The 20,815-nt window shown below is 71.9% G+C and carries 18 protein-coding genes and 2 pseudogenes; 11 read left to right on the top strand and 9 right to left on the bottom strand.

Annotated features, from left to right (window positions below):
* Window positions 1-15 precede the first annotated feature (15 nt).
* The 3 genes from dhaL to EAO75_RS05505 all read left to right on the top strand — a co-directional run bounded on the left by dhaL (window position 16) and on the right by EAO75_RS05505 (window position 2,361).
* Window positions 16-615, top strand: a complete 600-nt coding sequence (dhaL, locus tag EAO75_RS05515; protein ID WP_147993838.1) for a dihydroxyacetone kinase subunit DhaL — start codon at window positions 16-18, stop codon at window positions 613-615.
* Window positions 608-1,045: a PTS-dependent dihydroxyacetone kinase phosphotransferase subunit DhaM gene (locus EAO75_RS05510; RefSeq protein WP_187284314.1), complete on the top strand. Its 438-nt coding sequence runs from the start codon at window positions 608-610 to the stop codon at window positions 1,043-1,045. The genes dhaL and EAO75_RS05510 overlap by 8 nt, the downstream gene beginning before the upstream one ends.
* A gap of 200 nt (window positions 1,046-1,245) precedes the next feature.
* Window positions 1,246-2,361 (top strand): FAD-dependent oxidoreductase, encoded by a 1,116-nt coding sequence (locus EAO75_RS05505; RefSeq protein ID WP_147993837.1) that lies wholly within the window; start codon window positions 1,246-1,248, stop codon window positions 2,359-2,361.
* Between the two features lie 40 nt (window positions 2,362-2,401).
* Here the strand turns inward: EAO75_RS05505 and EAO75_RS05500 are convergent, their stop codons facing one another.
* Entirely contained in the window at window positions 2,402-3,064 is a 663-nt protein-coding gene (locus EAO75_RS05500; RefSeq protein ID WP_147993836.1) for a TetR/AcrR family transcriptional regulator, read from the bottom strand.
* A 140-nt stretch (window positions 3,065-3,204) separates the two neighbouring features.
* Between EAO75_RS05500 and EAO75_RS05495 the strand changes: the two genes are divergently transcribed.
* A complete protein-coding gene (locus EAO75_RS05495; protein WP_147993835.1) occupies window positions 3,205-3,966 on the top strand; it encodes an SDR family NAD(P)-dependent oxidoreductase in 762 nt (253 codons plus the stop codon).
* A gap of 31 nt (window positions 3,967-3,997) precedes the next feature.
* On the opposite strand, the gene EAO75_RS05490 is transcribed toward EAO75_RS05495, so the two are convergent.
* Entirely contained in the window at window positions 3,998-4,693 is a 696-nt protein-coding gene (locus EAO75_RS05490) for a glycoside hydrolase family 75 protein (RefSeq protein ID WP_147993834.1), read from the bottom strand.
* A 446-nt stretch (window positions 4,694-5,139) separates the two neighbouring features.
* Here EAO75_RS05490 and EAO75_RS05485 point away from each other — a divergent pair, with 446 nt between their 5' ends.
* Both EAO75_RS05485 and EAO75_RS05480 read left to right on the top strand, forming a co-directional pair.
* A complete protein-coding gene (locus EAO75_RS05485) occupies window positions 5,140-6,120 on the top strand; it encodes a fibronectin type III domain-containing protein (RefSeq protein WP_147993833.1) in 981 nt (326 codons plus the stop codon).
* Between the two features lie 169 nt (window positions 6,121-6,289).
* Window positions 6,290-6,826, top strand: a complete 537-nt coding sequence (locus EAO75_RS05480; RefSeq protein ID WP_147993832.1) for a hypothetical protein — start codon at window positions 6,290-6,292, stop codon at window positions 6,824-6,826.
* Between the two features lie 58 nt (window positions 6,827-6,884).
* Here the strand turns inward: EAO75_RS05480 and EAO75_RS05475 are convergent, their stop codons facing one another.
* A complete protein-coding gene (locus EAO75_RS05475) occupies window positions 6,885-7,436 on the bottom strand; it encodes a PadR family transcriptional regulator (protein ID WP_147993831.1) in 552 nt (183 codons plus the stop codon).
* A gap of 52 nt (window positions 7,437-7,488) precedes the next feature.
* Window positions 7,489-7,671: pseudogene (locus EAO75_RS05470) on the bottom strand (hypothetical protein); the annotation flags it as partial.
* On the opposite strand from EAO75_RS05470, the pseudogene fadH reads away from it, so the two are divergent.
* Window positions 7,664-7,939 (top strand): annotated as a pseudogene (gene fadH, locus EAO75_RS05465) (NADPH-dependent 2,4-dienoyl-CoA reductase); the annotation flags it as partial. The pseudogenes EAO75_RS05470 and fadH sit on opposite strands and share 8 nt — an antisense overlap.
* A gap of 326 nt (window positions 7,940-8,265) precedes the next feature.
* Here fadH and EAO75_RS05460 read toward each other — a convergent pair.
* Window positions 8,266-9,507: an Ig-like domain-containing protein gene (locus tag EAO75_RS05460; protein ID WP_147993830.1), complete on the bottom strand. Its 1,242-nt coding sequence runs from the start codon at window positions 9,505-9,507 to the stop codon at window positions 8,266-8,268.
* Between the two features lie 158 nt (window positions 9,508-9,665).
* Between EAO75_RS05460 and glgX the strand changes: the two genes are divergently transcribed.
* Window positions 9,666-11,909, top strand: a complete 2,244-nt coding sequence (gene glgX / locus EAO75_RS05455) for a glycogen debranching protein GlgX (RefSeq protein ID WP_187284338.1) — start codon at window positions 9,666-9,668, stop codon at window positions 11,907-11,909.
* Between the two features lie 95 nt (window positions 11,910-12,004).
* A complete protein-coding gene (locus EAO75_RS05450) occupies window positions 12,005-13,408 on the top strand; it encodes a sulfatase (protein WP_147993829.1) in 1,404 nt (467 codons plus the stop codon).
* Here EAO75_RS05450 and EAO75_RS05445 read toward each other — a convergent pair whose 3' ends face one another.
* The 4 genes from EAO75_RS05445 to EAO75_RS05430 are packed head-to-tail and all read right to left on the bottom strand — an operon-like array spanning window position 13,409 to window position 16,994.
* Window positions 13,409-14,053: a response regulator gene (locus EAO75_RS05445; RefSeq protein WP_147994304.1), complete on the bottom strand. Its 645-nt coding sequence runs from the start codon at window positions 14,051-14,053 to the stop codon at window positions 13,409-13,411. It lies immediately after the preceding gene.
* A 10-nt stretch (window positions 14,054-14,063) separates the two neighbouring features.
* On the bottom strand, window positions 14,064-15,317 hold the full coding sequence (locus EAO75_RS05440) for a sensor histidine kinase (protein WP_147993828.1): 1,254 nt from the start codon (window positions 15,315-15,317) through the stop codon (window positions 14,064-14,066).
* Window positions 15,318-15,342: 25 nt separating this feature from the next.
* On the bottom strand, window positions 15,343-16,077 hold the full coding sequence (locus EAO75_RS05435) for an ABC transporter permease (RefSeq protein WP_147993827.1): 735 nt from the start codon (window positions 16,075-16,077) through the stop codon (window positions 15,343-15,345).
* Window positions 16,074-16,994 carry an ATP-binding cassette domain-containing protein gene (locus tag EAO75_RS05430; RefSeq protein ID WP_187284313.1) on the bottom strand — a complete coding sequence of 307 codons (921 nt, stop codon included), beginning with the start codon at window positions 16,992-16,994 and terminating at the stop codon, window positions 16,074-16,076. Before EAO75_RS05430 ends, EAO75_RS05435 begins: the two co-directional genes overlap by 4 nt.
* Window positions 16,995-17,180: 186 nt before the next feature.
* Here EAO75_RS05430 and EAO75_RS05425 point away from each other — a divergent pair, with 186 nt between their 5' ends.
* Together EAO75_RS05425 and EAO75_RS05420 are read left to right on the top strand one after the other, a co-directional pair.
* A complete protein-coding gene (locus tag EAO75_RS05425; protein WP_147993825.1) occupies window positions 17,181-18,965 on the top strand; it encodes an ABC transporter ATP-binding protein in 1,785 nt (594 codons plus the stop codon).
* A complete protein-coding gene (locus tag EAO75_RS05420; RefSeq protein ID WP_147993824.1) occupies window positions 18,962-20,815 on the top strand; it encodes an ABC transporter ATP-binding protein in 1,854 nt (617 codons plus the stop codon). The genes EAO75_RS05425 and EAO75_RS05420 overlap by 4 nt, the downstream gene beginning before the upstream one ends.

Raw genomic sequence — 20,815 nt, 5'->3', positions numbered from 1 at the left:
ACGCAAGGAGATCCAGTGCTCGACGCCGAATTCTTCCGCCGTTGGATGACGGCCACCTCCGCGTCCGTGGACCGTGAGGCGGAACGGCTCACCGCTCTCGACTCGCCCATCGGGGACGCCGACCACGGCAGCAATCTCCAGCGCGGGTTCACCGCCGTCGCGGCGGCGCTGGAGAAGGAGGCCCCGCAGACGCCCGGCGCGGTCCTGACGCTCGCCGGCCGGCAGCTCATCTCGACGGTCGGTGGGGCGTCGGGGCCGCTGTACGGAACGCTGTTGCGCAGGACCGGCAAGGCCCTCGGGGACGCCGGTGAGGTGAGCGCGGACGAGTTCGCCCAGGCGCTGCGGGCGGGCGTGGACGCGGTCATGACGCTCGGTGGCGCGGCGCCGGGAGACAAGACCATGATCGACGCGCTCGTGCCGGCCGTGGACGCTCTCGGCGACGGCTTCACCGCGGCGCGGGCCGCCGCCGAGGAGGGCGCTCTGGCCACGACGCCGTTGCAGGCCCGCAAGGGGCGGGCGAGCTATCTCGGGGAGCGCAGCATCGGGCACCAGGATCCCGGTGCCACGTCCTCGGCGCTGCTGATCGCGGGACTGGTGGAGGCCGCCGGTGAGTGACGCGACCGTGGGTGACAGCAAGGCGGGCGAGGGGCTCGTCGGGATCGTGCTGGTCTCGCACAGCGCGCAGGTCGCCGCGTCGGTGGCCGAGCTGGCGCGGGGCCTGGCGGGTGGCGGTACGGCCGTTCCGGTGGCCCCGGCGGGCGGCACCGAGGGCGGCGAGCTGGGCACCAGCGCCGAACTGATCGCCGCGGCGGCCGCCTCCGTGGACCGCGGCGCCGGGGTCGCGGTCCTCACCGACCTGGGCAGTGCGGTCCTCACGGTGAAGGCGCTGCTCGCCGAGGGCGACGAACTCCCGGACAACACCCGCCTGGTGGACGCCCCGTTCGTCGAGGGCGCGGTGGCCGCGGTCGTCACGGCGACGGCCGGAGCCGACCTGGCGGCGGTGGAGGCGGCGGCCGCGGAGGCGTACACGTACCGGAAGGTGTGAGGCGGGCCGCGGACGGAGTAGGGGGGCATCGGCAGGCGCWGCGCCTGCCGATCACCGGCATGTCGGCGGCGGCCCCACGGTGTCGGTCATCTGTCAGTGCTGTCGGTTCGATGTCGGCCGCTTGTCGGCGGGGGTCTGGAGCCTTGCTGGAGAGCCTGCTGGAGCCCATCCGGCAGGCGTGCGACAGACAAGGAACCGGCATGACCACTGACGTCACGATCATCGGGGCCGGGCTCGGCGGCCTCACGCTCGCCCGCGTCCTGCACCTCCACGGCATCACGGCGACCGTCTACGAGGCGGACGCCTCACCGACGGCGCGCCCGCAAGGGGGCTTGCTCGACATCCACGACTACAACGGCCAACTGGCCGTGCAGGCGGCCGGCCTGATGGACGAGTTCCGCAGCATCGTTCTGGAGGGCCGTCAGGCGATACGGATCCTCGACCAGGCGGGAAACGTCCAGCTCGACCGCCCGGACGACGGCACGGGCGGCCGCCCCGAGGTGCAGCGCGGCGAGCTGCGGCAGCTGCTGCTCGACTCGCTCCCGGACGGCACCGTCCGGTGGGGCCACAAGGTCAGCGGTGTTCGTGGCCTCGGCGACGGCCGTCACGAGGTGACCTTCGCGGACAGCGGCACCGTCGTCACGAGGCTGCTGGTCGGCGCGGACGGGGCATGGTCGCGGGTCCGGCCGGTGCTCTCCGGCGCCGTGCCCGAGTACTCCGGCACGTCGTGCGTCGAGACCTACCTGTTCGATGCCGACACGCGGCACTCCGCTGCCGCGAAGGCGGTCGGTGGCGGGGCGATGTACGCACTCGACCCGGGCAAGAGGGTGATCGCCGCTCACCGTGAGAGGGGCGAGACCCTGCACGCCTACGTGATGCTGTCCGAGCCGGAGGACTGGTTCGCTTCCATCGACTTCGCGGATCCCGACGCGGCCGCCGCGCGGATCGCGCGGGAGTTCGACGGCTGGGCCCCGGAACTCACCTCCCTGATCACCGACAGCGACACCCCGCCGGTCCTGCGCCCCTTCTACACCCTGCCGGCCGCACACCGGTGGGATCGGACGCCGGGGGTGACCCTCGTCGGCGACGCCGCCCACCTCATCCCGCCGAACGGCGAGGGCGCCAACCTGGCCATGCTGCACGGCGCCGAACTCGGTGAGGCCCTCGCCGCGCACACCGACGACATCGAGACCGCCCTCACGGCATACGAGCAGCGAATGTTCGCTCGCGCCACCGCGGCCGGCGAAGCCGAGGCCGATGCCCCTGACGACCCCTCGCTCGAGGAGTTGGTCAGCTTCTTCGCCCGGGCCGAGTAGACGCCGGCGTCCGTCGGCCGGGCCCACCCGCGCTCCTCCCCTACGCGATGCCTTCCGCCGCAACGCCGAGTGCCAGCCGCAGAGTCTCCGCCAGTTCGGCCTGTGCCGTCTCCCGGTCGGGGGCGGTGTCGGCGGTGTGCCAGGCGTAGTGCTCGACCGCGGCACGCAGGGCCGCGTTGAAGATCGCCGCCTGGATCGTCGGACGCAGGTCGTCGGCGGGCAGGCCGGCGCGGTCGGCGAGGGCGCGGGCGAACGCCGGCTCGGCCTCGTCGTAGGTCTGGAGCCAGATCGCGCGCAGGCCGGGCTCGGTTCGGGTCAGCCGTACCAGCGCGCCGACGGTCGCGCGGTCGGGGCCGGTCAGTGCGTGCCTCTCGTCCGCGAACTCCCGGTCGAGGAGTTCGGCGAGGGGCTGTTCGGGACGCCGGCGCCGCAGACAGTCGGCTATCAGGTCGATCCCCGCCGAGAACAGCGGACTCACGCAGCTCTCCTTGCTCGGGAAGTAGCGCCACACGGTCCGTGCGGAGACACCGACCGCCGCCCCGATCTGCTCGCCCGTCGTCGCCGCCACGCCCTGCGTGACGAACAGGTCCACGGCGGCCCGCGCGATCTCCAGCCGGATCTCGGCCTTGCGCTCCTCGGTGAGGGGCGGCCGTCCCGTGGGTCGGCTCGTCGAGCGGCTCGTGTGCCCACGGGCTGCGGTCATGGTGTCCCTCCGGCCGGCGTTGATCGCTCTCCCGGAATTCTCTCCGAAGACTTTATGTCACTCAGCGACATTAAGTCGTAGGGTGAGGCTCCCCGGGCGCGTTCGACACCGCCCTGCGGACTCACGGATGGGAGAACCTCATGAGCGGCCAACTGGACGGACGCAGCGTCATCGTCACCGGAGCGGGCTCGGGCATCGGACGCGCGGCCGCGCTGGCCTTCGCCAAGGAAGGTGCCCGGGTGGTGGCGGCGGACCTGAACGCCGAGGGCGCCCGGGAGGTCGTCAAGGAGATCGAGCAGGCGGGCGGCAGCGCGGTCGCGGTGGTCGGCGACCTGAGCGAGCAGACCGTCGTCGACCAGGTCGTCGAGACCGCCGTCCAGCGCTTCGGCGGCGTGGACGTGCTGGTCAACAACGCCGGGATCATGGACCGCATGTCGGCGCTCGCGGACGTCACCGACGCCGAGTGGGAGCGGGTCATCCGGGTCAATCTCACCGCCCCGTTCCTGCTCACCCGCGCGGTGGTGCCGCACATGCTCGCGGCGGGAAGAGGAGCGATCGTGAACACGGCGTCCGAGGCCGGCCTGCGGGGCAGCGCGGCGGGCGCCGCGTACACGGCGTCGAAGCACGGCGTGGTGGGACTGACGAAGTCCCTGGCGGTGATGTACCGCAAGCAGGGCATCCGCGCGAACGCGATAGCGCCCGGCGGCACTCAGACCGGCATCGTGGTGGACGCGGCGCAGGACGCGCACGGACCGGCGGCGCTCGGACCGCACTTCGTCAACCTCGGCCGGCTGGCGCAGCCTGAGGAGCAGGCCGCCGCGATCGTGTTCCTCGCCTCGGACGCGGCCGGCAACATCAACGGCGCGATCCTGCCGGTGGACGACGGCTGGGCGGCGGTCTGACGCCGCTCCGAAACGGCGTGCGCGAGCGCCCTCACGGACCGCCCACGAACTCCTTCGCCAGCCGTTCCCCGGCCGCCACGGCGGCCGCCGCGTCCTCGATCGGCGTCACCCGCGAGTCCTTGAAGACGATGTAGGTGACGCCGGAGGCCGTGCCGCCGCTTCGTGGATCGGGCGGGATGCCGAGGGCCTTGGCGGTGGCGTAGGAAGCCTCGCCGATGATGTCGCGCGGGCCGACGTCGCCGACGACCGCGTACTGCACCCGGTTCCCGTACACGACGGCCGCGACGGAGCCGCCCCGGACGCCGTGGGCGCGGTAGTCCCAGATGCCGCTCGGGGTGGGCACGACGATGTACGGCAGGTGTTCGGCGCTGAGGTAGCGGCCGTCGGACTGCTGAAAGGCCGTCGTATCGGAGAAGTACGGATCGGTACTGCTGTTGCAGTGGCCGGTGGACTGTCCGTCGCAGTCGATGTCCATGTCGGCCTTCCAGAACACGGCGTCGCGCGTCCCGCAGACCGGGATCGTCGCGGGCGCGCCGCTGTCACTGCGATAGTGCCCCTGGGAAACGGTGGTGCAGTCACGCACCTTTGCCAGCAGGTCGGCGGCGCCGACACCGGCCTCGACCTGCGCCTCGGGACCGCCCTGCGGGTCGGGCGGATCGGGGGGCGGTGTCGTCGGGGCGAGCAGCGCGGCGCCCGCCGCGGCCAGGGTCAGCGACTGGAGTCGCACGATGAGGAACCCTCTCGCCGGGGACATTGGCACGCGCATCGGGCACTGCCGAACACACAGCCCAATGTGATGGCGTTCCGATCATGCTGCCACCAGAGGGGTCCGTACGGCGCACACCTCGGCGACACGACTTCGGTTCCCGAACTCTCCGCCAGGGGCCGGGGGCCCGAGCCCGCGATGGGCCCCGAGCACCCGGCCACCTGCGTCCGGCACCGGATCAGCGACGACAGCGGCCCGCGCCGGGGCGGCACGAACTCCCCATCCCTCAGGGAGAGTTCGGCCGCGAGGTACTTCAGCATACGTAATGCGTCGGGCAGGTCACCAACGACCGGTGAGTCACCCACGACGGACCAGGTCACCGACGACCGCCCTCTTGATGTGATCGCGTCAGCCACGTCATATTGGTCCGGACCATTGCCGCGAGGCCGACGCCAGGAGGCAGAGTCGTGCGACGCGTTCTCGTACTCGTATCCGCCGTCTGTGCTGCGCTCGCGCTGCTCTCCTCCTGCACATGGGGCGGGACGGACGGGGAGGGCGGCGGCCGACCGCCCGGGGCGCCCACAGGTGTCACGGCCGACGCCGGCAGCGCGACCAGCGTTCACGTCATGTGGAACGCGGTCTCCGCGGATCCCGGCATCCAGGTCTACGAGGTGTATCGCGGCCCTACGAAGGTCAAGGAAGTGCCGGGTTCCGCGCACATGGTGGATGTCACCATGCTCAAGCCGTCCAGCACCTATGCGTTCACCGTGCGGGCCCGTGACACGGACGGGCGTCTCGGACCGCCGAGCAAGGTGGTCCGCGCGACGACCCCCGAGGCCGTGGCCGCCGACCGGTCGGCGCCGACGCGCCCGGGGAAGGCCAGTGGTCGTGCGGTCGGCAGTCGGGCGGTCCAGCTGTCGTGGTCGCAGGCGAGGGACGACCGGGACGTGGTGTCGTACGACATCTACCAGGGCGACACGAAGATCCACAGTGTGGGCGGGAACCAGACGGCGACCGTGGTCACCGGACTCAGGCCGGGCACCCGCTACGCCTTCACCGTCCGGGCCCGGGACGCCGCCGACAACCTCTCACCGGCGACCGCGGCCGTGCGCATCACCACGCCCGGCACCGACGACGGGCGCGGCACCGCGCCGACCGGGTTCAAGGCGACGACCCATCGCGCGGACGGGGCGTACTACCTCGACCTGAGCTGGGTGCCGCCACGCACCGACGGAGTCGTCACGGAGTACCAGATCCACCTCGACGGCCGTGCGGCCACCTCGCTGGTGTACGGCGGGAAGGCGCCGAGCGAGCGGGCCACGTACAGCTTCTACCTCGGCCCGCAGGACGGTGTGCGCCACCGGGTGCGACTGCGGGGCAGGCTGCCGGACGGCACCTGGGGCGGCTTCTCGGCGGAGCTGACGGTGACGACCGGCGGGCAGGGCTGACATCCGGTCCGCCCGTCCCCCGGATGCAGCAGTGCATCACCTGTCCGGGGGACGCCCGCATGCGGCGGGCCCCCGGGGCGCGTTGGCTTCCCCTGAGGCAGCACGGGCGTTCCCGACCCTCGGCGGCGCAACCGACGTACCGCCGACCGTGCCGCCGGAGGGCATACCCATGCGCAACTCATCGCTCTTCCTCCGCTCGGGCCTGACCGCGGCAGCCGCCTCCGCACTTTCCCTCTTCGTGGCCGCCGGCCCCGCCGACGCGGTCTCGGGGATCTCCGTGAGCACCACGGGGTCCACGGTCTCCGTCACGACCAGCACCTGCACGAACGTCAACGGCAGCTGGGGCACCGCCTCGCTGCTCAACAGCCGGCAGGCGAACTTCTCACAGGGCCGCCAGGTATCCCTCTCCGGGACGAGCGCGCTGCAGTCGGCGGCCTGGTCGAATGTGAACCCCGGCACCTACACCGTCATCGTCATCTGCTCCGACGGCACGACGGCCGGCACCCAGTCGGTCATCGTCTCGCCCAGCGCCAGGCCCACGATCTCGGCCACGGCCTCGCCGTCGCGCGGGGTGATGGGCGGCATGGGCGGCGGCTCCCAGGACTACGGCACCCTGACCCTGGTGGGCGGCGGTCTCCTGGTGGGCACGGGTGCAGCGGCCACCGTTTGGTACCTGCGCCGCAAGGCGAAGCCGTACCGGTTCTGACCCGACGAACGCGAGCCCGGCAGGTTCAGGGGCTCCCGAGCTCACCGGCCCCCTCGGCTCACGCCTTCTCGCCTCCCGGCAGGTCGGCGAACTCGTCCAGGGCGTGTGTGAGCCACTGGATCCAGAAGGTCTCCAGATCGAGGCCCGCGCGCAGCACCAGGTGTCGCAGCCGGTCCTGCGAGCTGTCCTTGCCGGGCGGGAAGTCGCGCTGCTCGATCTCCTCGTACTCGGCCAACTGCCGTTGGTGCAGGGCGAGATGGCGGCGCAGATCGGCTTCGATGCCCTCGGTCCCGACGACGGCCGCGGCACGCATCCGCAGCAGCAGCGTGTCGCGGTGGGGCCGCGGGTCCTGGGAGGCCGAGGTCCAGCGGGCCAGTTCGGCGCGGCCCGCCGGCAGGACGTCGTAGCTCTTCTTCTGCCCGCGGGCCGGCTGCTCCGCCGGCAGGGTCCGGATGAACCCCTCGGCCTCCAGTTTTCCCAGCTCGCGATAGATCTGCTGATGCGTCGCCGACCAGAAGTAGCCGATCGACTTGTCGAACCGGCGGGTCAGCTCCAGCCCCGACGACGGCTTTTCGAGCAGGGCGGTGAGGATCGCGTGCGGGAGTGACATGGCGTCATCCTAAGGACGTGAAGCGGCCGTCAAACGACCGCGATCACTTGCCCTACAGGCTCGCCGCAAGCTCGGTGCCCTGCTTGATGGCCCGCTTGGCGTCCAGTTCGGCGGCCACGTCGGCACCGCCGATGAGGTGCGGGCTGCGGCCCGCGGCGAGCAGCTGCTCGTACAGGTCGCGACGCGGCTCCTGGCCGGTGCACAGCACGATCGTGTCGACCGGGAGCACCGAGCTCAAGCAGCGGGGCGTCACCATGGTCCCGGGCGTGCGCTACGACCGGATCGACGACGCCGGACTGCATGTCACCGCCGGCGAGGAGAGCTCGGTGCTCCCGGTCGACACGATCGTGCTGTGCACCGGCCAGGAGCCGCGTCGCGACCTGTACGAGCAGCTGCTCGCCGCGGGCCGCAGCCCGCACCTCATCGGCGGTGCCGACGTGGCCGCCGAACTGGACGCCAAGCGGGCCATCAAGCAGGGCACCGAGCTTGCGGCGAGCCTGTAGGGCAAGTGATCGCGGTCGTTTGACGGCCGCTTCACCCGCCCCCACCGCACGCGGTGACGGTCAGCAGCAGCACACCCGCGACCGCGGCCAGCCCCTTGCGCCTGCGTCCGTCAACCGACGCCCCCGATATCGGCCGCACGTTCAAAGTCGTACTCCCCTCCCCGGGCCTGGTCCGGCCCACTCCCCCGCGCGCCCGCCGCGCGCATCGGCGCATATTAACCACAAGGCCAGGCGCGTCGGCGCCGCGCGATTGTCACCGTTCCGTTCCAACATCGGCCGCGAGCCGGTCGGTCGAACGGCCCCGCCCAACTCACCCCTCTGTCGGATTACTTCACCGCACTACCCGCCTTCCACTCCTTCCAGCCCATATTCCACCCTCCGAGGCCATTGTCAGGAGCGACCTTTTTGTCATTGCTGCGGACCACCTCGACGACGTCCCCGACCAGGCTGCGGTCGAAGAACCAGCCCGCGGGCGTCTCGGATCCGCCGCCCTTGACGTCCCTGAGGCCGACGCAGCCGTGGCTGACGTTGCTGTGTCCGAAGATGGCGGAGTCCGCCCAGTAGTTGCCGTGCAGGAAGGTGCCGGAGTCGGTCAGGCGCATGGCGTGCGGGACGTCCGGGATGTCGTACTCGCTCTTGCCGTTCTTCTTCTTGAAGCCGACCGTGGCGCCGTTCATGCGGGTCAGTTCGAGCATCTCGGTGACCACCATCTTGCCGTTGTAGGTGGTCATCTTCGGGGCGCCGGCCGTGACCGGGACGGAGGCGAGCAGTTCACCGTCGCGGCGGACCTCCATGGTGTGGCGGACCGCGTCGACGAGGGAGACCTGGTGGCGGCCGACGGTGAAGGAGAAGGTCTTGTGCTGTAGCCCGTACACCCCGCGCGCCCCCTCGACGTCCCGCAGCCGCAGCGCGACGGTGACCTGGGTGCCGGGCTTCCAGTAGTCCCGGGGGCGGAAGTCGAGTCGGGCCTTGCCGAACCAGTGCGGGCGGATCTCCACGGCCGGCTCGGCGGTGATCCCGATGGCGCGTTCGACGGCGGCCCGGTTCTCGATCTCCCGGTTGAACTCCAGGGAGACGATCATTCCGGTGCCGACGGTGGAGCGGTCGTCCGGGGCGACGTACCCGACGAACCGCTCGTCGGGTACGTACGTCGTGAAGGTCGTGTGCCGTGCGCTGCGGCGCCCGTGGCCGTCGAGGGCCACCGCGTCGATCGTGTACTTGGCGGCCAGCGCGAGCCGGGGGTCCGCGGGCTCCCAGCGCAGGCCGTCCTTGGAGATGTGCCCGGGCACCGGGGTCTCCTGGGCGTCCTGGGACTTGACGACCTTCACCGACTCCAGGCGTCCGCTGGGCAGGCGGACGAGCAGTGCGTGGTCGGGGCGTACGCCCTTGGAGCCGTCGTCGGGCGTGACCCGGATGACGTCCTCGGGCGCCGGCGGTTTGCCCAGCATCTGGTCGAATCCGCCGCCGCCCGTAGTGCAGCCGGCCGCTCCGGCCAGCAGTCCCGCCCATGTCAGTACGGCGGCCAACGCGGCCCTCGCGCGCCGCGCGCGCCCTTGTAGGTGCCTCACGAAGACCCCAACGACCGGGGCGGCCCTGGGGAAACGTGAGTGCGAGCCACCCGGTGGGCAGAACATGTGGGAGGACGACGCGACGGGGAGCCGCGGCCAGGGACGACCGCGGGCTCTCCTTCCACATCGTGTGGTCCGTGAGCCGTGGGAGGCCGCAGGTGTCGAGCGCAGCCGAACAGGAGGCGGTGGCCGGGGCGGTCGCCGCCGAGGAGGGGCGCCCGGCCGCCGTCGTGAACGGCGCGCGGCTCAAGGCCCCCGGTGTGCCCGTGTGGCCGGGCACGCCCGTGCCGCTCGGAGCCCGCTTCCGCGTCGGCCCGGACGGGGTGGCGGGCACCAACTTCGCGCTGTGGGCGGGCGGGGCGGAGGCGGTGGAGCTGTGCCTGTTCGATGAGCAGGGGAAGGAGACCCGCGCCCGGCTCACCGAGCTGACGCACGAGATCTGGCACGGGTTCGTGCCGGGGGTCATGCCCGGCCAGCGTTACGGCTACCGGGTGAACGGCCGCTGGGACCCGTGGACCGGCGGCCGCTGGAACCCGGCGAAGCTGCTCCTGGACCCGTACGCCCGTGCGGTGGACGGCGACTTCAGCCTGCCGCCGGAGGTGTACGGGCACGTCCGCGACTGGCCGCAGCAGCATGTCGCGGACACCGTGCGCGACGAGCGGGACTCGGCGCCGTACGTCCCCAAGGGCGTCGTCGTCCACGATGACGACGACTGGGCGGACGACCGCCGGCCGAAGACGCCGTGGGCCGACTCGGTGATCTACGAGGTGCATGTCCGCGGGTTCACGAAGCTGCACCCGGGGATCCCGCAGGAGCTGCGGGGCACGTACGCCGGTCTCGCGCACCCGGCGGCGATCGAGCATCTGGTGAAGCTGGGCGTGACGGCCGTGGAGCTGCTGCCGGTGCACCAGTTCGCGCACGAGGACCATCTGCTGCGCAAGGGCCTGCGCAACTACTGGGGCTACAACTCCATCGGGTACTTCGCCCCGCACGCCGCCTACGCCGCCTCCGGTACGACCGGTCAGCAGGTCGGCGAGTTCAAGCGGATGGTCCGCGCCCTGCACGCCGCCGGGATCGAGGTCATCCTCGACGTCGTCTACAACCACACGGCGGAGGCGGGCGAGCTGGGCCCGACGCTGTCGCTGAAGGGCATCGACAACCGGGGGTACTACCGGTTGCAGTCGGACGCGCGCCGGTACGCGGACTACACGGGCTGCGGGAACACCCTCCACGTCGTCCAGCCGCACGTCCTGCGGCTCATCACCGACTCGCTGCGGTACTGGGTGACGGAGATGGGTGTGGACGGTTTCCGCTTCGATCTGGCGGCCGCGCTGGCCCGCTCCATGCACGACGTCGACATGCTGTCGCCGTTCCTCGCGGTCATCGCGCAGGATCCGGTGCTGCGGCGGGTGAAGCTGATCGCCGAGCCGTGGGACGTCGGCTCGGGCGGCTACCAGGTCGGGGCCTTCCCGCCGCTGTGGACGGAGTGGAACGACCGCTACCGCAATGCCGTACGGGACTTCTGGCGGGGCGCCCTGCCGGACGTACGGGATCTGGGGTACCGGCTGTCGGGGTCGAGCGACCTGTACGCGTGGGGCGGGCGGCGGCCGTACGCCTCGGTGAACTTCGTGACGGCGCACGACGGTTTCACACTGCGGGACCTGGTGTCCTACGAGCGCAAGCACAACGAGGCGAACGGCGAGGGCAACCGGGACGGCTCCGACGACAACCGGGCCTGGAACTGCGGCGCCGAGGGCGAGACGGACGACGAGCGGGTACGCACGCTCAGGCGCCGGCAGCTGCGGAACCTGCTGACGACGCTGCTGCTGTCGACGGGCGTGCCGATGCTGGTCGCGGGTGACGAACTGGGGCGCACACAGCGCGGCAACAACAACGCGTACTGCCAGGACAACGAGATCAGCTGGCTGGACTGGGGGCTTCTCGACGACCCGGGCTGGAAGGCGCTGTTCGACCTGACGTCCCGGCTGATCGAGCTGCGCCACCGGCACCCGGTGCTCCGTCGCCGGGCCTTCTTCTCCGGGCGGGCGCACTCGGCGGACGGGCTGCGCGACCTTGCCTGGTTCACCTCGCGGGGCACGGAGATGACGGAACGGGACTGGTACGCGCCGGCCGCCACGCTCGGCATGTATCTGTCCGGGCGGGACATCCCGGGCCGGGACGAGCGCGGGGCGCCGATAGTCGACGACAGCTTCCTGGCCGTCCTGCACGCCGGGGACCGGCCGGCGAGCTTCGTGCTGCCGGGGCCGCCGTGGGCCGAGCGGTACGAGGTCGTCGTCGACACCTCGCGGGAGGAGCAGGGGGACGCGCCGGGCGTGGAGCACCGGGCGGGAGCGGCGATCACGGTTCCGGCGCGGGCGGTGCTGTTGCTGCGGGTGGACTGAGGCACCGTTTCAGGTCATTGAGGCGGCGTTGCAAGGTCATGAACTCCGCGCCGGATTCCTGGTCATGGGATCGGGGCACTGATGGACTGAGGCGCATGCCCGAGATATCCCGCCGTGCCTTCGGTGGTCTCGTCGGCGGCGGTGCCGTGACCGCCGTCGCCGGTACGACCACCGCCGCCGAAGCCGCCCCCGCCGAGCGCCCCTTCCAGGCCCGCCCCGCCGCGTCCGGCAGGCGCCCCAATCTCCTCGTGATCCTCGGCGACGACCTCGGCTGGGCCGATCTGTCCTCCTACGGCGCCCCGCACATCAGGACCCCGAACCTGGACCGGCTGGCCCGACAGGGGGTGCGGTTCACGAACGCGTACTCCGGCTCGGCGACCTGCTCCCCGACCCGGTTCAGCCTGTACACCGGGCGGTACCCGGGCCGTACGCCGGGCGGCCTCGCCGAGCCCATCGCCAGCCGGACGCAGGGGCTCGACCCGAACCACCCCACCCTCGCTTCCCTGCTGAAGAAGGCGGGCTACGCCACCGCGCTCATCGGCAAGTGGCACTGCGGCTGGCTGCCGGACCACAGCCCCACCAAGTCCGGCTGGGACGAGTTCTTCGGCAACTTCGGAGGCGTCCTGGAGTACTTCTCCAAGCTCGGCCAGCTGGGCTCCTACGACCTCTACGAGGGCGACGCCGAGTACAAGGACCTGCGGTACTACACGACGGTGCTGACCGAGCGGGCCGTCGAGTACGTCGGCCGGGACCACGACAGGCCCTGGCTGCTGAACCTCAACTTCACCACCCCGCACTGGCCCTGGCTCGCGGAGGGCGACGAGGAGACCGGCGCGGAGATCGAGGCGAGGATCCGGGCCGCGAAGAGTCAGGCGGAGGTCGGCAGGGCGCTCAACCACTACGACGGCGGCTCGGTCGAGAAGTACGCGCAGATGGTGGAGAGCCTGGACGCGGCCGTCGGCGAGGTCCTCGACGCCCTGCGCCGCTCGGGTCAGGAGGACGACACCGTCGTGCTGTTCGCCAGCGACAACGGCGGCGAGCGCTACTCCTACAACTGGCCGCTCAGCGGCGAGAAGTTCGTGCTGCTGGAGGGCGGCATCCGGGTCCCGTCGATCCTGCGCTGGCCGGCCCGGATCGACGGCCGGCAGGTCAGCCACGAGCCGGTCTTCTCCCCCGACTGGACGGCGACGCTGCTGGAGCTGGGCGGAGCGCGGCCCGACCCGGCGTACCCCTTGGACGGCACCAGCCTCGCGGGCTACCTGCTGCGCGGCAAGGAGCTGCCGGAGCGCGACCTGTTCTGGCGGGTGCGGGCCAATCGGGCTCTCAGGCGCGGGGACTGGAAGTACTACCGGGACGAGAAGGGCACCGACCACCTCTACGACCTCGGCGCCGACCAGCGCGAGCAGGCCGACCTGGCACCCGACAGGCCGGAGCTGCTCGCGGAACTCAGGGCGTCCTGGGAGCGGATCGCCGCCGGGCTCCTCCCCTACCCCGGCTAGTCAGCCGAGGATCCCCCGCTCGTACGCCGTCGCGACCGCCGCCGCGCGGTCGTTGACGCCCAGCTTGGCGTACAGGTGGGTGAGGTGGGTCTTGACGGTGGCCTCGCTGATGAAGAGTTCGCGGGCGATCTCGCGGTTGGGGGTGCCCTTGGCGACCAGGGCCAGGACCTCGCGCTCGCGGGCGGAGAGGGGCTCGTTGCCGGGGGCCCTCGGGGTGCGCACGGCGGAGACCAGGCGGGAGGCGACGGCCGGGGAGAGGACCGTGCGGCCCTCGGCGGCGGCCCGTACCGCGGTGAACAGCTCGTCGCGCGGGGCGTCCTTCAGGAGATAGCCCGTCGCTCCCGCCTCGATGGCGGGGAGGGTGTCGGAGTCGGTGTCGTACGTGGTCAGCACGAGGACCTTGGCGCGGGCGCCGGTGCGGGTGAGGTGGGCGATCGCCGCGACTCCGCCGCCGCCCGGCATACGCAGGTCCATCAGGACCACGTCGGGGTCGAGTGCGGCGGCCCGCTCCAGGGCCTCCTCGCCGCTCGCCGCCTCACCGAGCACGACGAAGCCGGGTGCGGACTCGAACATGCCGCGCAGACCGTCCCGTACGACGGGATGGTCGTCGACGATCAACAGGGAGATGGCCGCCCGGTCAGTCATGGCGTACGCGTCACTCATGGCGTACCAAAGGTACGCGAGCCGACAGTGCCGTGCCGCGCCCCGGTTCGGACTCGACGGTGAGGCAGCCCGCGATGCGCTCGGCGCGGGCGCGCATGCCGGCCAGGCCGAAGCCGCCGGCATGGCTGCGCTCGGGCAAGGCGAGCGGGTCGAAGCCCTTGCCGTCGTCGCGGATGTCGAGGATGACCTCGTCGCCGAGGAAGGAGAGGGTGACGCCGACGCGGGTCGCGCGGGCGTGCCGGGAGGCGTTGGAGAGGGCTTCCTGGGCGATCCTCAGCAGGGTCGCGGAGAGCTCGTCGTGGAGGTGTTCGGCGGTGCCGGTGACGGTGAAGTCGGCGCGGATTCCGGTCCGTTCGGCCCATTCGGCGACCGTGCCCTTCAGGGCCTGCGGCAGTCCGTCGTTCTCCAGGGCCACGGGCGCGAGGTTGTGCACCGAGCGGCGGGCCTCGCCGAGGCTGTGGCGGGCGAGGGCCGAGGCGCGGTCGAGGTGGGCGCGGGCGGTGGGCAGGTCGGGAGCGTTCGCGACGACCTGGAGCTGGGCGATGATGCCGGTCAGGCCCTGGGCGATGGTGTCGTGGATCTCGGCGGCGAGCCGGCGGCGCTCGTCGGCGACGCCTGCCTCGCGTGCCTGGACGAGGAGTTGGGCGTGCAGGGCGGCGTTCTCCTCCAGGGCCTGGTGCAGCGCCGTGTTGGTGCGTTCGAGTTCGGCGATGGTCTCGGCGCGGGCCCGGGAGCGTTCCTCCTGCTGGCTGGTGAGGTGGCCGACCACCGTCAGGATGACGTTGTTGACCACCAGGAGCGCGGCGAACACCGCCCACTGCAGCGGCTCGTGGAACGGCATCCCCCCGGCCTGCGAGCCCGACACGGCGATCGAGCAGGCGAACGGGCCGACCCACCGCAGCCGCCGGTGCGGGATCAGCTCGTCGGAGTCGAAGTAGCCGGTGACCGCGTAGAACGCGAAGAACGGATTGAGCCAGGTGAGCGCGAAGCCGAGCGCCCAGCGCAGCGCGTAGTACACCGCGCCGGCTGTGGTGGGGCCGGGGCGGGTACGGCTCGCCCGGCCCCACCACAGCTGGAGTACGAAACCGGCGGCGACCAGCACCGCGACCGTGATCCGCTCCGCCGGGCCGGGCGTCAGTTCGGCGGTGGCGGCCGACAGCAGGGTGCCGACCGCGAGCAGCCCGTAGGGCCCCTTGCTGCGGATGAGTTCCCAGCGCCGCTCGATGTCGGTGTCCGCCGCGGTCATGCCTCCAGTCTGCACGGCCGGCCGCCTACTCCCAGCGGAACCAGCGCGCGGCCGCCGCCGACAGCGCCACGGTCCAGACGGCCATGACGACGAGGTGCGCCCAGCCGGGCCAGTCGCCGGCCGTGGCCGCGTTCAGGGCCTGTGCGGCGGCGCCGAACGGCGTGAACCCGACGATGTCGGCCATCAGGTCGGGCATGGCCTGCACCGGCAGCCACACCCCCGCGCAGAACAGCATCGGGAAGAACACCGCCGTCCCGACGGCACCGGCGATCTTCACCGTCCCCGACACCGCCGAGATCACCGACCCCAGCGCGAGCGCGACGAGGACCGCGAGGACCAGCGCGAGCAGATAGCCGTACGGCTGTCCGGGCAGTCGGACGTCGTAGACGAGCCGTCCGACCGCGAGGGCCAGCAGCGCCGAGAGCAGCGCGGCCACGGCGTGCACCAGCATCTGCGCGGACAGCAGCGCCGACGGCCGGACCGGCGTGGTGGACATCCGGCGCAGGATGCCCTGTTCGCGGTAGCCGGTCAGGCCGACCGGCATCGACTGCACTCCGGCGACGATCATGCCGACGAGGACGGTCACGGGCACGTAGGTGTCGACGATGCGCAGGCCCCCGAGGCCGTCCTGGTGCTCGCGGAACGCGGGGACGGCGCCCAGGATCGCCAGCAGCACGGGCGGGAAGACCAGGATCCAGAAGAGGCTGCCGGGCTCGCGGGCGAGCAGGCGGGCCTCGGTGCGCAGTACGGCGGTGTTCATGGCGTGGGCTCCGTGATCTGCGAGGTCTCCGTCAGGTCCAGGAACGCGTCGTCGAGCGTGGCGTCGCTGACGCGCAGCTGGTGGGCGGTGATGCGGTGGCGGGCGAGCAGCGTGATCACGGCGTTGACCGTCTCGTCGCTGCCGGCCAGGGTGATGCGCCCGTCCTTGTGCTCGACGGAGGCCAGCTCGGGCAGGGCGCTGAGCTCGCTGTCGTCCAGCGGCGCGGACGGCGTGAAGGTGATCACGGTGGCGCGGGCGGAGCGGCGGATCAGGCCGGCCGGGGTGTCCAGGGCGGCGATCCGCCCCTTGTCGATCACGGCGATCCGGTCGCAGAGGCGCTGCGCCTCCTCCATGAAGTGGGTGACGAGCAGGACGGTCACGCCGTTCGCGCGGATGTCCTCGATGAGCTGCCAGGTGTCGCGGCGGGCCCTGGGGTCGAGGCCGGTCGTCAGCTCYTCGAGGACGACGATCCGGGGGTTGCCGACGAGGGCGAGCGCGATGAACAGGCGCTGCTTCTGACCGCCGGACAGCTTGCCGAACCGGGTGCCGAGCCGGTCGGCCAGGCCCAGGCGTTCGGCGAGCGGGCGCCAGTCGGCGGGGTCGGTGTAGAAGGACGCGTACAGCTGGAGCGCCTCGCGCACGGTGAGCTTCTCCTGGAGGCGGCCCTCCTGGAGCTGGGCGCCGAGGACGTGGGAGACCTTCTCGTGGTCGGCGACGGGATCGAGGCCGGTGACGCGCACACGGCCCGCGTCGGGGACGCGCAGGCCCTCGACGCATTCGACGGTGGTGGTCTTGCCGGCGCCGTTGGGGCCGAGGATGCCGAAGATCTCGCCCTCCTCGACGGTGAAGGAGACGCCGTCGACGACGGTGCGGCCGCCGTAGGACTTGCGCAGGTCGGTGACTTCGATGACGGACATGGCATCAGGGTCGCGGCGCGGCGGGGTCCGCCACATCGGCCGTCACGCTCGAAGCGGCATCGGCCGATCGGTTGATGCGGCGGGTACGACCCCTTGCCTCGTTCCTGGTCGTAGGACCAGCGACCGAGTGCGGACCGGCCAAAACTCGGTGGGCAGTGTCAGTGGCGATCCGTAGGCTCGCTGCTGATGGTGACGACACGTGCAAGCGCCGAGGACAGGACCGATCGTTCCGCCGTACGTACGCTGCTGCGTCTGTGGCCGTATGTGCGGCCGGTGCGGGTGCGGCTGTTCACCGCCGCGGGCGTGGCGGTCGTCGCCTCCTGTCTGGCGCTGGTCATCCCGCTCGTCCTGAAGTGGATGGTGGACGGACCCGTCACCGACCGGGATCCGGCCGGGGTGTGGCTCGGGGCGCTGTGTCTGCTGCTGCTCGGGTTCGCGGAGGCGCTGCTGTTCGGACTGCGGCGGTGGCTGGTGGCGCGGCCGCTGGCGGGGGTCGAGGCGGCGATGCGGGCGGATCTGTACCGGCGTCTGCAGCGGCTGCCCGTGGCGTTCCACGACCGGTGGGCCTCGGGGCAGTTGCTGTCGCGGGGCACGACCGATCTGATGCTGGTGCGTATGTTCCTCGCCTTTCCGCTGACGTTCCTGCTGGTCAACAGCGTGACGATCCTCGTCGGCGTGATCATCATGCTGCTTCAGGACTGGACGCTGGGCCTGGTGATCCTGGTGCCGGCCGTGCCCGTGATGGTCACCTGCGTGATCTTCGAGAAGCGGTACGCCGAGGTGGCGCGGCGCGCGCAGGACCAGGTCGGCGATCTGACGACGGTCGTCGAGGAGAGCGTGCTCGGGATCCGGATCATCAAGGGGTTCGGGCGGCACCGCAGTCAGGCGCGGGCGTTCCGGGACCTGTCGGGCACCTTGCGCGGCACGGAGCTGCGCAAGGCCCGGCTGCTGGCGGCGATCTGGGGCGTCATCGTGACGCTGCCGGAGCTGGCCATCGGGGCGGCGCTGGTGCTGGGCGCCGTGCAGGTGGCGGACGGGGAGCTGTCGGCGGGCACGCTGGTGGCGTTCCTGTCGACCGCGCTCGCGCTGCGCTGGCCCGTGGACTCGATCGGCTTCCTGCTGGCGATGAGCCAGGAGGCGGCAACGGCGACGGAGCGGTATTTCGAGGTCATGGACGAGGAGCCGGAGAGGCATGAGGTCTCCACGGTGAAGGAGGACCGTTCCGACCTCGGACTGCGGTTCCACGACGTGCGGTTCCGCTACCCCGACGCCCCCGAAGACTCCCCACCCACCCTCGACCGTGTCGACCTCCACATCCGCCCCGGTGAATCCATGGCCCTCGTAGGCGCCACCGGAAGCGGCAAAACCACCCTCACCGCCCTCGTCCCCCGCCTCCATGAACTGACCTCCGGCCACATCACCCTCGACGGCCAGGACATCGCCGCGATCCCCAGAGAAACGCTGCGCGAACTCGTCGCCGTCGCCTTCGAGGAACCCACCCTCTTCTCGGCCAGCGTCGCCGAGAACGTACTCATGGGCGCCGAGGACGGCGCGGGAGAACCCGAGTTGGAGCGGGCGCTGGCCGTGGCGCAGGCCGCCTTCGCGCACGACCTGCCGCACGGAACCGGCACCCAGGTCGGCGAGCAGGGCCTCAGTCTCTCCGGCGGCCAGCGCCAGCGCCTCGCGCTCGCGCGGGCGGTCGTCGGCCGGCCCAGGTTCCTCGTCCTCGACGACCCCCTGTCCGCGCTCGACGTGCACACCGAGGCCGCCGTCGAGGCGGCTCTGCGGGACGTCCTCGCGGAGACGACCGCCCTGATCGTCGCCCACCGCCCGTCGACCGTGCTGCTCGCCGACCGCGTCGCCCTGCTCTCCGGCGGCCGCATCGCAGCCGTCGGCACCCACCAGGAACTGCTGCGCAGCAACGCCGAGTACGCCCATCTGATGGCCGGGACCGAGGAGGCCGACCGATGACGGCGACGACCGCCACCGCACCGGGCAAGGAACACCCGGCCGAGGAACCCCCCAAGGGCGGCGACCCCTTCGACCGCGACGTCCTGCCCACCCCCCAGGGCGCCACCGCCGCGCTCCTGCGCTCGCTGCTCGCCCCCATGAAGGCCCGCGTCGCCCTCACCACGCTTCTCCTGCTGCTCCAGCAGGCGGCGGTGCAGGCGGGGCCGCTGCTGGTGGCGTACGCCATCGACTCGGCCGTGCCCGCGTTCCGGCGGGACGACCTCGGGCCGCTGATCGCGGTCGGGGTCGGCTATCTGCTGTGCGCGGTCGTCTCCGGCACACTCCAGTACGCGTTCATCCTGGTCTCCGCCCGCGTCAACCAGGACGTGCTGCTCGACCTGCGCGGCCGTATCTTCCGCCATGCCCAGGCCCTGAGCATCGACTTCCACGAGCGCTACACCTCGGGGCGGCTCATCTCCCGCTCCACCACGGACGTGGAGTCCCTGCGCGAGCTCCTGAACGAGGGCCTTCAGGAGCTCGTCACCGTCATCCTGTCGTTCGTCTACATCTCGGCGATGCTGCTGTGGCTGGACCTCGGTCTCGGCGCGGTCGCCATGGCCTCCTTCGTGCCGCTGTACCTCCTCGTACGGCTCTACCGGCGGCGTGCCGCCCGGGTGTACACCCTGCGCTCCACCGCCATCGCGGCCGTGATCGTCAAGTTCGTGGAGACGATGAACGGCATCCGCCCGGTGCGTGCCTTCCGTCGCGAGGCCGCCAACGACGCCGACTTCCGGGTCCTGAACACCCGGCACGAGCGCACGAACGGCGACGCCCTGCTGGAGATGGCCCGTTACGTCGTCGGCTCCCGGCTCGTCGCCAACACGGCCGTCGCGGGGATCGTGCTGTGGGGCGCCTACCGCGTCGCGGGCGGCACGCTCGCCCTCGGTGTGCTGGCGGCGGCCGTGCTGTATCTGCGGCGGCTGTACGACCCGATCGACCGGCTCGGCATGTTCCTCAACTCGTACCAGTCGGCCGCGGCCTCCCTGGAGAAGATCGCCGGGCTGCTGGCCCAGACCCCGTCCGTGCCCGAGCCGCAGGCGCCCCGGCAGCTTCCGGCCCTGCGCTCGGAGCACCCCGGCCGCGAGGTCGTCTTCGACGGCGTCCGGTTCGGCTACCGCACCGGCGGCGAGGTGCTGCCCCGCTTCGACCTCACCTTCCCGGCCGGCCAGACGGTCGCGGTCGTCGGGTCCACCGGCGCCGGCAAGTCCACGCTGGCCAAGCTGCTCGCCCGCTTCTACGACCCCTCCGAAGGCCAGGTCCTGCTCGACGGCGTCGACCTGCGCGAGCTGTCCGTGCCCGAACTGCGGCGCGGGGTGGTGATGGTGACGCAGGAGGCGTTCCTGTTCTCCGGCACGGTCGCCGAGAACATCGCCATCGGCCGGCCGGACGCCACCCGCGAGGACATCGAGCAGGCCGCGAAGGCCATCGGCGCGCACGACTTCATCAGCTCCCTGCCCGACGGCTACGACACCGACGTACGCAAGCGCGGCGGCCGTATCTCCGCCGGTCAGCGCCAACTCGTCGCGTTCGCACGGGCGTTGCTCGCCGACCCGGCGGTGCTGATCCTCGACGAGGCGACCAGTTCGCTCGACATCCCCGGCGAACGGGCCGTGCAGCGCGCGATGACGACGGTCCTGCACGGGCGCACGGCCGTCGTCATCGCCCACCGCCTGTCCACCGTCGAGATCGCCGACCGGGTCCTGGTCATGGAGCACGGGCGGATCGTCGAGGACGGCACACCGGACGAACTGATCGCCGGCACGGGCAGGTTCGCGGATCTGCACCGGGCGTGGCGGGACAGCCTGGCGTAG

Source organism: Streptomyces sp. UW30, from assembly GCF_008042075.1.
Lineage (GTDB): Bacteria > Actinomycetota > Actinomycetes > Streptomycetales > Streptomycetaceae > Streptomyces.
Note: the sequence above shows the minus strand (reverse complement) of the source record. Positions and strands in the feature narration are given on the sequence as shown.